Here is a 14,191-nt window from a genome sequence, read left to right on the forward strand (position 1 = left end):
GCCGGGTTCGCGCCCGTGTCGGAGCCGCCCGGCGTGGAGTCACTCGCTTCCCTGCTCGCTGAGCCGCAGGGCCAGCGCGGCGACGGTGGGGGCCTCGAAGACCGCCCGGATGCCGAGGGGCACGCCAAGCGCGGCGCGGACGCGGGACACCAGCTTCACGGCGAGCAGGGAGTGCCCGCCGAGGTCGAAGAAACCGTCGTCGACTCCGACGCGCGGTACGCCGAGGGCGTCCGCGAACAGCTCGCACAGGGCGGCCTCGGTCGGGGTACGCGGCTCGCGCCCCGCCTGCCGCCCGCCCGCGTCGTCCGGTACGGGCAGGGCACGCCGGTCGAGCTTGCCGTTGGGGCTCAGCGGCAGCCGCGCGAGGGGGACGAAGGCCGCGGGCACCATGTACGCGGGCAGAGCGCGCGCCAGGTGGGCCCGCAACTCGGCCTCGCCCGGGGCGGGTACAGCTCCCACAGCGGGGGCGGAGCCCGCGGCGGGTCCGGCGCCCGCGACGGGTACGCAGTACGCGACGAGCCTGCGGTCCCCCGGCCGGTCCTCGCGCACGACGACCGCGGCCTGCGCGAGACCGGGGTGGGCGGCGAGGGCCGACTCCACCTCGCCCGGCTCGATCCGGAAGCCCCGGATCTTCACCTGGTCGTCGGCGCGCCCCAGATACTCCAGATTGCCGTCCGGGCGCAGGCGGGTCACGTCACCGGTGCGGTACATCCGCTCGCCGGGAGCCCCGAAGGGGTCGGGGACGAACCGCTCGGCCGTGAGCCCGGGCCTGCGCACATAGCCACGGGCGAGTCCGGCACCGGCGACGTACAACTCGCCCGGCACGCCCACCGGAACGGGCTGGAGGTAAGTGTCGAGGACGTAGGTGCGGGTGTTGCGGACGGGGCGGCCGATGGGCGGGGCCTCGTCCACGGCGGAGTGTTCGCCCTGCTCGTCGAGGTCGTCGAGGTTGTCGGAGAACCATGCCGTGGTGTAGACGGTGGCCTCCGTCGGTCCGTACACGTTGACGATGCGGGCGCCGGGCACCGCGGTCCGGATCTCCGCCAGCGTGTGCGCGGACAGGGCCTCGCCGCCCAGCGCGACGACCGACGCCCCCAGGGTGACGTCGTGGTGGCTCACCAGCTCCGCGAGGGCGGAGGGCACGGCACAGATGAGGCTGCCCCGCCACTGCCCGGCCGCGAGTTCACCGAGGGCGAGGACATCGGGGACGACCTCGACGACACCGCCGGAAAGGAGCGGCCCGAAGACCTCGAAGACGGAGACGTCGAAGGTGAGCGGGGTGGCGGCCAGGGCGTGGGAGAGGTGCGGGCGGCCCAGGGTCTCGCGGCCCCACAGGACCAGGTCCACGACGTTGCTGTGCGGGACGAGGACACCCTTGGGCCTGCCGGTGGACCCGGAGGTGTAGAGGACGTAGGCGCCGTTGGCCGGGGTCAGGGGCGCGGTGTGGTCGCGGTCGCGCGGGCTCTCCCCGGGCTCGTCGAGCTCGGTCAGGCCCGCCGGGTGGTGGGCGGTGGCTTCCGGCTCCTCGTCCACGTACAGGCGCGGCACGTCATCGGGCAGCGCGCAGCCGACGTCGTGGGCCGTCACGACGCAACCGGGCGCGGCGTCACGGAGCATGAAGGCGATGCGGTCGGCGGGGTGGCGCGGGTCCACCGGCAGATAGGCGGCGCCGCTCTTCAGGACGGCGACGAGGGCGACGATCAGGTCCGCGGAGCGGGGCAGGGCCAGGGCCACGACCTGCTCGGGCCCGGTGCCCGCGGCGATGAGACGGCGGGCGAGCCGGTCGGCCCGGGCGTTCACCTCCGCGTAGGTGAGCCGCACGTCACCGCAGACGACGGCCGGGGCGTCCGGGGTGTTCGCCACCTGCCGTTCGAAGAGGTCGGGCACCGTGAGGGGTGGCACGGGCCGCTCGGTGCCGTTCCACTCCTCGAACAGCAGCCGCCGCTCCTTGGCGCTCAGGACGTCGAGCCGCCCGATCGGAAGACCCGGGTCGTCGGCCGCGGCGCTCAGGAGCCGGGCGAGGCGGGTCGCGACGGTGTCCACGCTCTCGGGGTCGAACAGGTCGGTGCTGTACTCGAAGAACCCCGTCAGGCCCGCGGGCCTGCCGTCGTCGGTGAAGCGCTCCTCGATGTTCAGGAGCAGGTCGAAGCGGGCCGAACCCGGGTGCAGGAGATCGGTGGTGACCTTCAGGCCCTCGGTGTCGAGGCGCGGCGCCGGCGCGTTCTGCACGACGAGGGACACCTGGAAGAGCGGGTGCCTGCCGATCACCCGGGGCGGGTTGAGGTCGTCGACGAGGTACTCGAAGGGCACGTCCTGGTGTTCGTAGGCGCTCAGGGACACCTCGCGGACCCGGTCGAGCAGCTCCCGGAACGCGGGGTTCCCCGAGGTGTCGTTGCGGATGACGAGGGTGTTGACGAAGAAGCCGACACACCGGTCGAGGCCCTGGTCGGTGCGGCCCGCGATCGGGGATCCGACGGGGATGTCGGTACCGGCGCCGAGCCGGGTGAGCAGCGCGGCGAGCCCCGCCTGGAGCACCATGAACAGGCTGGTGCCGGTTTCCTTGGCGAGCGCGGAGAGGCGTTGGTGCAGCTCAGCGCCCCAGGCGACGGCGAGCGTCCCGCCGCCGTAGCCGGGGGTGGCGGGGCGGGGGCGGGCGAGGGGCAGGTCCATCTGGTCGGGCAGGTCCGCGAGCTGGCGCCGCCAGTAGGCGAGCTGGTGGGCGAGCGGGCTCGCCGGGTCGTCGGGGTCGCCGAGGAGCTCGCGCTGCCACAGGCCGTAGTCGGCGTACTGGACGGCGGTGGCGGGGGTGGGTGCGGGCGCCGCGGTGGCCCCCGGTGCCCCGGGCGTGCGTGCCTCGTACGCCGCCATGAGGTCCTCGGCGAGGGGCGCGAACGACCAGCCGTCGCAGGCGATGTGGTGGACGAGCAGGAGCAGCACGTGCTCGGTGGCGTCGATCCGGAACAGACGCGTGCGTACGGGGATGTCGCAGGCCAGGTCGAAGAGCCGGCCCGCGGCGGCGGCGAGCGCTGCGGGCAGTTGGGCCTCGGTCGTGGGGGTGACCTCCAGTGGCGGCCTGGCCCGTTCCGGCGGCAGGATGTGCTGCCGGGGTTCGCCGTCGTGCTCGGGGAAGACGGTGCGCAGGGACTCGTGGCGGGCGACGAGGTCGGCGACGGCGGCGCGCAGGGCGGGGACGTCGAGGTCGCCGGTGATGCGTAGCGTCCAGGGCACGTTGTAGGCGCGGCTCATGCCCTCGATGTGGTGCAGGAACCACAGTCGGCGCTGGGCGAAGGACAGCGGCAGCGGGTCGGGGCGCGCACCGGGACGCAGTGCGGGACGGGCGCGGGGGGCGTCGGGCGCGTCCGCTGTCTCCCGTGTTTCGAGGTGCGCGGCGAGCGCGGCGACGGTGGGGTGCTCGAAGAGGACGCGGATGGTGAGTTCCGCGCCGAGGCGGTTGCGGACGCGCGCTGCCAGGCGGGTGGCGAGGAGCGAGTGCCCGCCGAGCGCGAAGAAGTCGTCGTCGATGCCGATGCCCTCGACGCCGAGGACCTCCGCGAACAGGGCGCGCAGCACCTCTTCGCGCTCGGTGCGCGCGGCGCGTGCCGACTGCGCCTCGACGACCGGCGCGGGCAGCGCGGCCCGGTCCAGTTTGCCGTTCACGGTCAGCGGCAGCCGCTCCAGGAGCACGACGGCCGACGGCATCATGTAGTCGGGCAGTCGCTCGCGCAGGTGCTCGCGCAGCGCGGCCGTGAGCTGCCCGCCGCGGCGGGCGGTCATCGGGCTTGTCGCGTACGTCAGCGGGTCGCCGGGGGTGCCGTCGGGCTCGTACGCCTCCAGGACGGCGCCCTCGGAACCGCCATGGCCTCCGGTGCTCCGTACGAAGAGGGCGTCCACCGCGTCCAGGGCCGTCGCCGCCGGGGCCACCGCGACGCGGTAGCCGATGTGCTCCCCGAGGCGGTGCAGGTCCTCGGGTTCGACGCCGTGGGGTTCCGGTGCCAGGAGGCGGTGTGCGTCGGCGACGGCGGCCCCGTTGTCGAAGGCGCGGGCGGCGGCGGTCTCCTGGGCGGTGCGGCGGTTGGGGATGCCGAGCACCCGAAGGCGGGCGGGGGCGTGGCGCTCCAGGTACCCGGCGAGGGCGTCGGTGTCGGGCACGTCGTCGCCGAACCGCAGCCGCTTCCCGGGCGCCGCGTCCTTTGTGACGGGGGTCTTGTGCAGGACGGCGTCGTAGCGGTACCGCGTCATCTCGTTGTGCCGGGTACCGCGCCGCACCTGGATGTCCACCGCGCCGACCGTGTCCTCGCGGGCCGCGAAGGCGTGGAAGAAGTCGGGCGCGAGCAGCAGTTCCTCCTCGCGTACGAGGGCTCGCTCGACGGCGTGCCGTACGGTGCCGCGCTCGGCGTCCGGGGCCGCCCTGCGCAGTTGGACGGCGGTGCCGAACGTACGCAGGGTACGCAGGTCGCGTACGTCGCCGACGAGGACGGCGCCGCCGGGCGCGGTGCGCTCCAGGGCCCGCCTGAGGACGTCGAGGAGGTAGTCGGCGCTGGGGAAGTACTGGACCACGGAGTTGATGACCACGGCGTCGAAGTGGCCTTCGGGCAGCCCAGTGGTGTCGTGCGCTGCCTGGCGCCGCAGGTGCACCCGGTCGCTGAGACCGGTCCTGGCGGCGACCTCGCGGCGCAGCTCCGCCACCGCGCGGCCGGAGATGTCGGTGCCGACGTACTCCTCGCAGTCCGGGGCGAGGTGGGCGAGCAGCAGGCCGGCGCCGACGCCGATCTCCAGGACGCGGCGGGGGCGCAGGTCCCGGACCCGGCGCACGGTGACATCGCGCCACTCCCGCATGTGGTCCGGCGCTATGGGCCTGCGGTCACCGTAACTGTCGTACCAGCTCGCGAAGTTCTCCCCGAACACGGGCCGCGAGGTCACCGCGCCGGTGTCCGGCACGGCGCCGACCACAGCCCCTCCGGCGTCCCCGGCCGGCCCGGCGGCGCCCGCACCCGCCCCAGTGGCACCCACACCCGCACCCGCACCCGCTTCAGCGGCGCCCCCGCTCGCCCCGTCGGCGGCGGCCGCGTACTGCGCGTCGAACACCTTCTCCCACTCGCCCACTTGGCGCGTCGCCGCGCCGTCGACCGCCACGCCGCCCCGCTCCCGGCGGAACTCCGGCACCACGTAGGCGACCAGGCGCCGGTCGCCGGGGCGGTCCTCGCGGGCGACGACGGCGGCCTGGCGGGCGGCGGGGTGCGCGGTGAGCGCGGCCTCGATCTCGCCCGGTTCGATGCGGAAGCCTCTGATCTTGATCTGCTGGTCGGCGCGGCCGATGAACTCCAGGTCGCCGCGGCCGGTGCGGCGCACGACGTCACCGCTGCGGTACATGCGGGCGCCGGGCGCGCCGAACGGGTCGGCGAGGAAGCGCTGCGCGGTCAGGCCGGGGCGGCCGAGGTAGCCGCGCGTGACGCCGTCCCCCGCGACGTACAGCTCGCCCGCCACGCCGGGCGGCACCGGCCGCAGCGCTTCGTCGAGCACGTACAGGGCGAGGTCGCGGATGCCGGAGCCGATCCGGCTCGGGGCGCCCGGAACAGCGTCCGCGGCGGTGAGCCGGGTCAGGGTGGTGTGGACGGTCGTCTCGGTGATGCCGTACATGTTCACGAGCACCGGGGCGTCGTCGCGGTGGCGCCCGTACCAAGGAGCCAGCTTGCCGAAGTCGAGCGCTTCGCCCGCGAACACCACCATGCGCAGGGCGAGTTCACTGTCGTGCGCACCGCTCGCCCGGTCGGCCTCCAGGAGCGGATAGAACGCGGACGGCGTCTGGCTGAGGACGGTGACCCGTTCGGCGGCGAGCAGTGCCCGGAAGCGCTCGGGCGTCCGGCTCGTCTCGTACGGCACGACGACGAGCCGCCCGCCGTGCAGCAGGGCGCCCCAGATCTCCCACACGGACACGTCGAAGGCGTAGGAGTGGAACAGGCTCCACACGTCGTGCTCGTCGAAGCGGAACTCGTCTGCCGTCTCCGTGAACAGGCGGACGACGTTGTGGTGCGAGACGACCACGCCCTTGGGGCGGCCCGTGGAGCCGGAGGTGTAGATGACGTACGCGGCGGCCCCGGGGGTGAGAGGCGCGAGGCGGTCGGCGTCGGTGGGGTCGGTGTCGGGACGGACGGCCAGTTCCTCGGTGGTGCCCCGGGCCCCGAGCACGAGGCGGGGGACGCCGGTGCCGATGTCCAGCGGGTCCTGGCTCACGAGGAGCACGGGGCGGGCGTCGGCGAGGGTCCGGTCGACGCGCTCCGGCGGGTGGTCCAGGTCTAGCGGCAGATACCCGGCGCCGGACTTCAGGACGGCGAGGATCGCGACGACGGCGTCCACCGAGCGCGGCAGGGCGAGCGCGACCAGGCGTTCGGGACCCGCGCCCCGGGCGAGCAGGGCGTGCGCCAGGCGGTTGGCGCGGGTGTTGAGCGTGGCGTAGTCGAGGTGTTCGCCGCCGAGGCTCAGGGCGGTGCGGTCCGGGTGCCGGGCCACCTGGGCCTCGAACAGGTCCGTGAGCACGGCGGCGGCGTGCACGCGAGGGGCGGCGCCTTCGCGGGGGTTCTGGGGGTGCGGGTCCTGGGTGGGTGACTGCCGCCGGTGGTCCGCGAGGGCGCCCCGCGCTCCGGTGACAGCACGGTCCGATCCGGTGATAGCCATTGCCCAGCCCCTTGCTCGCTCGCCGACGCCGTTGCGTTCTGTCGTTCGTGACCGCGCTCGTGCTGTGTGTGCCGTGGGTGCCGTGTGTGCCGTGGGTGTGCCGCGGGTGCCGTGGGTGTGCCGCGGGTGCCGTGGGTGTGCCGCGTGTGCCGTGGGTGTGCCCTGGGTCGTCGTCCGGGCCCACAGGGACGGGGTGCGTCACCCGGGCGGGCGGCTGCCGGGCGCGAGGACGCGCAGGAGGTTCTCGCGCAGCAGCAGCCCCCGGTCCGTCCTCGACACCCCGGCGAAGACCGTCGGCCCGTCGACGACCTCGGCGACCAGACCCTTCAGACCGCCGTTCAGCCGGCCGAGCGGCCAGTCCGTACCAAAGATGATCTTGTGGTTGATGCCCATCCTGAACAGCCGGTTCAGATGCTCGGGCCAGTAGGACAGGCTCGGTCCGCTCGCGAACCCGCCGGTGTCCACGTACACATTGGTCCTGTACGCCGCCAGATAGGCGCTGACCTCGACATGGGTGAGCCCGCCGTGGCCGAGGACGAACGGGACGGCAGGAAAGTCCCGTGCCGCCCGGTCGATCCGCATCGGGTGGGCGGGGCCGTAGTCGAGGCTGCGGGCCGTGGGGCCGGTGTGCACGAAAACCGGCAGGGCGCGGGCGGCGCAGATCTCGTAGTACGGGTAGAGACCCGGGTCCGACGGCGAGTAGCCGCACGGCGGGTACAGCTTCACGCCGTCGAGGCCGTACGCGTCGACCATGTGCTCGAAGTCCCGCACGCCATCGGGCCCGCGCCGCGGGTCCACGCCGATGTAGACCCAGAACCGGCCGGGGTGCCGCTGCCTGATCTCGTGGTGCAGTCGTGCCGCCTCCGCGGGTTCGGCGGTGCCCGCCATCCGCAGCCCGAAGTCGGGCACGAGCAGCACGGCACGCTCCACCCCCGCCGCGTCCATCTCCTCCACGAGGCCGTCGGCGAGATGGTCCTCGTGCTGCGCGGCGAGGCCGTCGGCGATCCGCCCCGGCTTCGGGGCGGCACCCATCGAACCGAGCCTGCACAGCACGTTGCTCGCCACGTCCTCGACGAAGGCCCGCGGGATGAAGCGGCTGGACGCCACGTGGCAGTGGCCGTCGTACACCCCCGTCATCCGACGCAGTGCTTGATCAGGCCCTGGATGCTGACGCCGTGCATGGGGTCGTAGGTGGCGAAGTCGAACTCGGCGTCCGCCTGTTCCTCCAGGTACGAGATGAGGCCGACGACGGCCATCGAGTCGAGCAGACCGGTGTGGCTCAGATTGGTCCGCGGCCCGATGACCATGTCCGACTCCCCCTCGATCCAGCGCTCGACCCACTCGACGAGCAGCTTCTCCAGCTCCGCCACATCCGCGCTCATGCCCGGCCTCCCCGGTTCGTCGTGTTCTCCGTGGTGTCGACCGTGTCGACGCGTGCGCCCCCGACAAGCCGGAGACTGTTTCCGCCCATGATCATTTTCCGGTCGGCCTCCTTGACCCCGGCCACCGCAGGCTGCCCCTTGGCGAAGGCGGCGATCAGGCCCGGCAGCGACTCGGAGAGCCGGTACGACGGCCAGCAGGTGCCGAAGAGGATCTTGTGGCCGAGGCCGAGCCGGAACAGCCGGTTCAGATGGGCCTGCCAGCCGTCCGCCGCGAGGACCGAGTGGAACTGGCTGATGTCCAGATGCACATTGGGCCGGTGGGCGCACATGTACGTGGCCTCGTCGACGTGGGTGACCCCGCCGTGCCCGAGGATGAAGTTCACCTCGGGGAAGTCCCTGGCCGCCTCGTCGAGCAGCAGCGGCATGCCGTACTCGAAGTCGAGCGGCCCCCAGCCGGGCCCTGTGTGGCTCAGCACCGGCAGGCCGTGCGCGCGGGCCACCTCGAAGTACGGGTACAGACGGCGGTCGCTCGGCGAGTAGCCGCACAGCGGGTACAGCTTCATGCCCGCGAAGCCGTACTCGCTGACGCACCGCTCGAACAGGTCGATGCCGTCCTGTCCCCCGCGTGGGTCCACGCCCCAGAACACCCGGAAGCGGCCCGGGTGACGGCGGCTCACCTTGTCCAGGTGCCCGGCGAGTTCGGGCGGCGACAGCGCGCAGCGCGCCACGTGGGAGTAGTCGGGGACCACCAGGAACGCCTCGTCGATCCCGGCCTCGTCCAGTTCCGCGACGAGCCGGTCCGCGTCGTCGTCCTGGTGCACCGCGAGCACCCGGTCCAGCATCCGCTCGGGCCGCACGGTGTGTCCGTACGCGGCCAGACGGTGGTGCGCGTTGGCCGCCTGGTGCTCCAGGAACTCCCTCGGGATGGCGAGTTGGCTGCCGAGCTGGACCTGCGCGTCCACGATCGGGTGGCCGGGCAGCACGGACCCGGCGGCGCTCATCGGGAGCCCGCCCCTGAACCGGCGGCACCCGGGCCCGTGCCCGCCGCGATCCGCTCCGCGAAGTGCTCGGCCGCCCGGGCCCGGCTCAGCTTCATGTTGGCCGTCATGAAGGCGGGGTCGGAGCGCAGCGGGGTGGCGGAGAAGACAAGCGACATCACCCGCTCATGGGCGTCGAGCCCCGCGTTGACCTCGTCGATCTGCTTCTCGATGTGCGCACGCAGCGGGGCGTCACCGGGGTCGGACGCGGTGACGATCGCGCCGAGCCGGTTCGACTGGGGCGTGGGCACCACGACGATCTCCGAGACACCGTCGACACCGGCGAACGCCGCCTCGATCTCGGCCGGGTGCACCTTGCGTCCGCTGCCGAGCGCGATGACGTCCTTCTTGCGCCCGATCAGGGTGAGGAACCCGTCCTCGTCCAGGCGGCCGTAGTCGCCGGTGAGGATGGAGCCGTCGGGACGGAAGATGCCCGCGGCGGACGGGTCGCCGTCGGTGTCGAAGTAGCCGCGGCCGAGCGGCGCGTCCCGGGTGATGATGACTTCGCCGTCGTCGAGGAAGGTCACCGACTCGGGGTCCATCAACTGTCCGACGGTGCCGACCCGGTGCCGGTCCGGGGTGTTCCAGGCGACCATGCCGGTCTCGGTGAGGCCGTAGGCCTCCAGGAGGGGCACATCGCGTTCCCAGTAGCCGTCCAGGGTCTCGCGTCGGATCGGTGCCATCCCTGTGATCATGAAGCGGATGCGGCCGCCCAGGAAGTCGGCGAGCGAGGCGTCGCCGCCGGACTTCACGTAGAGCTGCAGGGCGGTGTCGTAGAAGACGGGCGGGCCGATGAGGAAGGTCGGGCTCTCCTTGCGCACGGCCTGGAACACCCGCTGGTAGGGCGCGAGCACCAGGTCGGCGCCGAGCCACAGGCACAGATAGACCGAGAGCCGCTGCTGGTAGTTGGGGAGCGGCAGGAAGATCAGGTGCCGGTCGCTCCCGGTGATGCCGAAGGACTCGATGAAGCGGTTGATGACGTACTCGGTCCCCTTGGCACTGATCTCCAGGCCCTTGAGCTGCCCGGAGGTGCCCGAGGAGTAGACCAGGCTGTGGATGTCGTCGACTTCGAGCACCACGGCGTCGGCCGCGACGGAGCCCGGCGCGGGGGCGCCGTCCGGGCGGACCACGGCGGGTGTGTCCGCGGGCACGGACTCGTCCGCGATCAGCAGGGCCAGGCGGTGCCGGGCGATGAACTCCCCGGGGTCGGTGATCTCCACGTTGTCGGCGAAGGCCTTGAGCCGGGCGCCGGTGGCGAGCGCGGCCAGGTCCCAGGCGAGCCAGTCGACGCTGTTGCCCGCGCGGATGCCGATGACGTGGCCGGGCCGTACGCCCGCCGCCGTCAGCTCTCCGGCCCGGGTGCGGGCCAGGGCGGTCAGCTCGGCGTGGGTGAGCTCGCGGCGCTTGCCCGCGACGTCGAGCTCGACGACGCGGGCGGTGGTGCGGTCGGTGGAGCGGTCCAAGAGGCCCGCGAGGTTCATGCTCACGTGTCGCCCGACTTCCTTTCCTGCGTGTCCGGTTGCGGGGTGTTCGGTTCCTGGGCGTCCGGTTGCTGGGTGATCGGTTCCTGGGTGATCGGTTCCTGCGTGGCCAGTTCCTGGGTGTCCGGTCGCGTGGCCAGTTCGGCCGTCAGCGCGGTGATCAGTGCGTCGAGCCCGGTGCCCGCGAGGAACCCGATCCGGCCGCCGAGCATGTCCTCGTACGAGCCGCTGTCGGTGTCCCAGGTGACGCGTACGTCGAGTTGGCTGCCGCCGCCGGGCGCGGCGGTGACGGTGGCCCGGCGTTCGAGGGTGTGCCACAGCCAGTCCGCCTCGGCGCTCGATCGCACGCCGTCGTCGAGGAGCTCGGTCCGGTCCGCCCAGACCACGGCGTCACCGCCGAGCCGCCCGGCGAACTCCGGTTCGCGGCCCGCCGCGGCGGGGACGCCGTTGTCGGCGGCGAAGGGGTCGAGGAGGTGGGGGCGGGTGCGCAGCAGGCCCATGACGGCGGCGGGCGGGTACGGCAGCCGCACCGTCCGCGTCACCGGCGAGAGTTCGGCCGTAGGAGGGCCCTCGGCGGAGGCGGGGGCGGACCGGGTGCCGTCGGCGGAGGCGCGGGCGGCGGCGGTCTTGGTGCCGTCGGCTTCCGCCAGGATCCCTTCGAGCACCGAGAGCCCCTGGTCCAGGTCGGCCTCGGAGATCACCATGGGCGGCTGCACCCGCAGCACGTTCGCGTGGTAGAGCGAGTACGTGGAGGTGACGCCCTCTTCGAGGAGTCGGCCGAGGACGAACCCGGCGGTGGCGCCGTCGGTGAACTCCAGGCCGTGCATCATGCCGATCCCGCGGTGTTCGGTGACGATCGCGCGGTGGCGGTGCGCGGCGGCGCTCAGCCGCTCGTCGATCGTGCGGGCCCGCTCTTTCACCCCGGTCAGGAACGCCTCGTCGGACGCGATGGCGATGCTCTCCAGGCCGACCCGGCACGACAGCGGGTTTCCGCCCAGGCTGGAGCCGAAGGTGGAGGGCAGCACCCGCAGGACCTCCCAGACCTCCTTGGTGCCGAGGACGGCCGACAGGGGCAGCACACCGCCGCCGAACGCCTTGCCCACGCACACCAGGTCCGGGGTGACGCCGAACTGCTCGTACGCGAAGAAGGTGCCGCAGCGGCCGAACGCCGTCTGCATCTCGTCGAGGACGAGCAGCGCGCCCGCCTCGGTGCACAGCCTGCGCACCTCCTGGAGGTAGCCGGGCGGCGGCACGATCACACCGGCCTCGGCCTGGACGGGTTCGAGGAGCACGGCGGCGACGGTGTCGTCGAGCGCCGCGGCGAGCTCGTCCAGGTCGCCGAAGTCGACCTGCCGGAAGTGCTCCATGAACGGGCCGAGCAGCTCCCGGTGTTCGGGCCGGTCGGAGGCGCTGAGCGTGGCGAAGGTCTTGCCGTGGAAGCAGCCGCGGGCGCTGATGACGCCGGGGCGGCCGGTCGCGGCGCGGGCCAGCTTGAGGGCGTTGTCGATGGTCTCGCCGCCGCCGTTGGCGAGGTAGGAGTACGGCAGGCGCTGTCCGGTGGCCTCCGCGAGGCGCGCGGAGAGCCGGATCTGCACCTCCTCGAACATGATCTTCGTGCTGTTCAGGACGCCGGTGTCGAGCTGCTCGCGTACGGCGGCGACGATGCGGGGGTGGGAGTAGCCGAAGGACTGGTTGCCGTACTGGTCGAAGAGGGCGAGGTAGGGCGTTCCCTCCTCGTCGTCGAGGACGCGGCTGCCCCGCCCCTCGCCCTGGACACCGCACCCCATGACGAACGCCATTTTCGCGTAGGCGGGGTGATTGTGGGCCGCTTTGGTCTCAGCAAGGAGTTGACGCCGTGTCCGCATCCGCCACCTCCTTCACCGCGTGGCTGTCATTTCCCGCATAGCTGTCGTAGTCGCCGAAGAAGTACTGGAGCAGTCGGCTCTTCCGGCCTTCCGGTGTACGGGCCCTGCGCACCGCGTCGGTGACGTCGAGAGCCGCGACGAGGCTGAGCGGCGCGCCTTGGAACCGGGTGTCCTCGTACGGCTCGTGCAGGGCGAAGAAGCCGATTTCCTTGTAGAAGCCGCGCAGCCCCTCGGAGTCGTCCACGAAGAAGTCCCCGAGGATGTGCGTCATGTCGTGCTCGCGCGCGCTGTGAATGACGGCTTCGCGCATCAGCGCCATGCCGATCTCACGGTGGCGCATGGTCGGCAGGGTCATCAAGTGCCCGAATTCCACGAGGCGGTTGCCCACCCGCAGCGCGGAGATGTCCACGGTGTCGTCGCAGGGCAGTCCGGCCGCGGAGTCCGGCACCACCTTGACCGTGCCGGCGGCCGCCCCGTCGACGTATCCGAGGATGTATTCGGCGTGGGCGTCGAACCGGTCGAACGTCGCCGCCGTGTCGGCGGCGTCGGCCAGACGGCCCTGGTCCGCGACGTAGACGGCCTCACGAAGCCGCAGTACATCGGCCAGTTCGGCCTCGGTGCGCGCCACTGTGAAGGTCAGGTTCACCTACTGCTCCTCTCACCGGACAGACGGTGGTAAAGCACTGGCTCACTTGTGGAGCAGCTTTCCGAAATAGTCGAGATAGCCGCGGTTGTAGAAGCGGATGCGGTCCCGCACCTCGCCGTGCAGATCGGGCAGCCGCTCCAGCGGAAGATTCGGCATCAGATGGTGCTCGACGTGGTAATTGTTGCCGTTCGTGAACCACGTCAGAATGCGATTGGAGCGGATCGTGCGGGTATTGGCGAACGGGTCGCGGTCCAATACCTCACAACCGAAGTGCTCGGGCAGTTCGATCAGGGCGTGCACGGGCCCCGCCACCAGGACCAGCGGGATCAGCCATACCCACAGAACGAGCGCCGAACCCAGTGCGAACGAGATTCCCGTGAGGGCAAGTACCGCCGCCAGCGCGATGAAATGGTCACGCCGGATACGACGTGACACCCGCACGCTTTCGCCCTCGAATTCCCGGCCGAGCAGCGACCGGCCGAGGTTCTTCAGGAACAGCCAGTAGTGGTGGGCCATGGTGAACCGCACGGTCCAGTCCACCACCTTGCCGAACGTCGACTTCTCCGTGTCGCCGTACTGGTCCCCGTAGTCGAAGAACTCCCGGTTCTCCGGAGTGCCAAGATCCCGGTGGTGACGCATGTGCGCCGCTTTGTAGGCCGCGAAGGAAATCAGCATGGGCAACCCGAGGACGACGCCGGTGACGGTGTTCGCCCTGCGACTCCGGTACGCGAGATTGTGCAGCGTCTCGTGCTGGAGTTCCGCGGCGTGCGCGAGCATGCATCCGATGAGGACGACACCGGTGATCCGGCACCACAGAACCGGTTGCAGGACGAGTGCCACGCCGACCGCGACGAGTGTTACGCATAAGGCGAATTTGAGGGTGAACACCCATCCGCGGGGCTCCGTGCGCAGGTGTTTCAGTGACGCTCTGAGTGCGGTGGCCTCCTGTGGATTGCGTACGGCCGGGTCGACGGCATCGCCCGCGGTCAGATCCATCGTGGTTCCCTCGTTTTCCCAGTAGCTTTCCCGGTGGCTGTGCGACATCGCGCGGGGGCCCGGCCCGGCGGTCCTGCCCGGTCGGCCGGGCGTGGCGCGGCACCGCACGGCA

8 protein-coding genes are annotated in these 14,191 nt (G+C 72.2%); all 8 read right to left on the minus strand.

Annotation, left to right across the window (positions count from 1 at the left end):
• Window positions 1-39: 39 nt before the first annotated feature.
• The 8 genes from IG78_RS0122740 to IG78_RS0122775 all read right to left on the minus strand — a co-directional run bounded on the left by IG78_RS0122740 (window position 40) and on the right by IG78_RS0122775 (window position 14,079).
• Window positions 40-6,672: a non-ribosomal peptide synthetase gene (locus IG78_RS0122740; protein ID WP_051852859.1), complete on the minus strand. Its 6,633-nt coding sequence runs from the start codon at window positions 6,670-6,672 to the stop codon at window positions 40-42.
• Window positions 6,673-6,870: 198 nt separating this feature from the next.
• A complete protein-coding gene (locus tag IG78_RS0122745; protein WP_063760785.1) occupies window positions 6,871-7,809 on the minus strand; it encodes an amidohydrolase family protein in 939 nt (312 codons plus the stop codon).
• Window positions 7,806-8,054, minus strand: a complete 249-nt coding sequence (locus IG78_RS0122750; protein WP_157855853.1) for a hypothetical protein — start codon at window positions 8,052-8,054, stop codon at window positions 7,806-7,808. The genes IG78_RS0122745 and IG78_RS0122750 overlap by 4 nt, the downstream gene beginning before the upstream one ends.
• The gene (locus tag IG78_RS0122755; RefSeq protein WP_051915523.1) at window positions 8,051-9,055 is read right to left on the minus strand and encodes an amidohydrolase family protein; all 1,005 of its coding nucleotides are present in this window, start codon (window positions 9,053-9,055) and stop codon (window positions 8,051-8,053) included. The genes IG78_RS0122750 and IG78_RS0122755 overlap by 4 nt, the downstream gene beginning before the upstream one ends.
• Window positions 9,052-10,572: an AMP-binding protein gene (locus IG78_RS0122760; protein ID WP_051852862.1), complete on the minus strand. Its 1,521-nt coding sequence runs from the start codon at window positions 10,570-10,572 to the stop codon at window positions 9,052-9,054. The genes IG78_RS0122755 and IG78_RS0122760 overlap by 4 nt, the downstream gene beginning before the upstream one ends.
• Window positions 10,573-10,574: 2 nt before the next feature.
• On the minus strand, window positions 10,575-12,437 hold the full coding sequence (locus tag IG78_RS50615; protein WP_078964878.1) for an aspartate aminotransferase family protein: 1,863 nt from the start codon (window positions 12,435-12,437) through the stop codon (window positions 10,575-10,577).
• Window positions 12,409-13,083, minus strand: coding sequence for a GNAT family N-acetyltransferase (locus IG78_RS0122770; RefSeq protein ID WP_030566109.1), 675 nt, complete (start codon window positions 13,081-13,083; stop codon window positions 12,409-12,411). Before IG78_RS0122770 ends, IG78_RS50615 begins: the two co-directional genes overlap by 29 nt.
• A 42-nt stretch (window positions 13,084-13,125) precedes the next feature.
• Window positions 13,126-14,079, minus strand: coding sequence for a fatty acid desaturase family protein (locus tag IG78_RS0122775; RefSeq protein ID WP_051852864.1), 954 nt, complete (start codon window positions 14,077-14,079; stop codon window positions 13,126-13,128).
• Between the last annotated feature and the right edge of the window lie 112 nt (window positions 14,080-14,191).

Source organism: Streptomyces aureocirculatus (assembly GCF_000720475.1).
Lineage (GTDB): Bacteria > Actinomycetota > Actinomycetes > Streptomycetales > Streptomycetaceae > Streptomyces > Streptomyces aureocirculatus.

Bases quoted from the DNA above. Each gene is read 5' to 3' on its own strand.
- IG78_RS0122775 (WP_051852864.1), bottom strand. From the start codon at position 14,079: ATGGATCTGACCGCGGGCGATGCCGTCGACCCGGCCGTACGCAATCCA.
- IG78_RS0122745 (WP_063760785.1), bottom strand. From the start codon at position 7,809: ATGACGGGGGTGTACGACGGCCACTGCCACGTGGCGTCCAGCCGCTTC.
- IG78_RS0122760 (WP_051852862.1), bottom strand. From the start codon at position 10,572: ATGAACCTCGCGGGCCTCTTGGACCGCTCCACCGACCGCACCACCGCC.
- IG78_RS0122750 (WP_157855853.1), bottom strand. From the start codon at position 8,054: ATGAGCGCGGATGTGGCGGAGCTGGAGAAGCTGCTCGTCGAGTGGGTC.
- IG78_RS0122740 (WP_051852859.1), bottom strand. From the start codon at position 6,672: ATGGCTATCACCGGATCGGACCGTGCTGTCACCGGAGCGCGGGGCGCC.
- IG78_RS0122755 (WP_051915523.1), bottom strand. From the start codon at position 9,055: ATGAGCGCCGCCGGGTCCGTGCTGCCCGGCCACCCGATCGTGGACGCG.
- IG78_RS50615 (WP_078964878.1), bottom strand. From the start codon at position 12,437: ATGCGGACACGGCGTCAACTCCTTGCTGAGACCAAAGCGGCCCACAAT.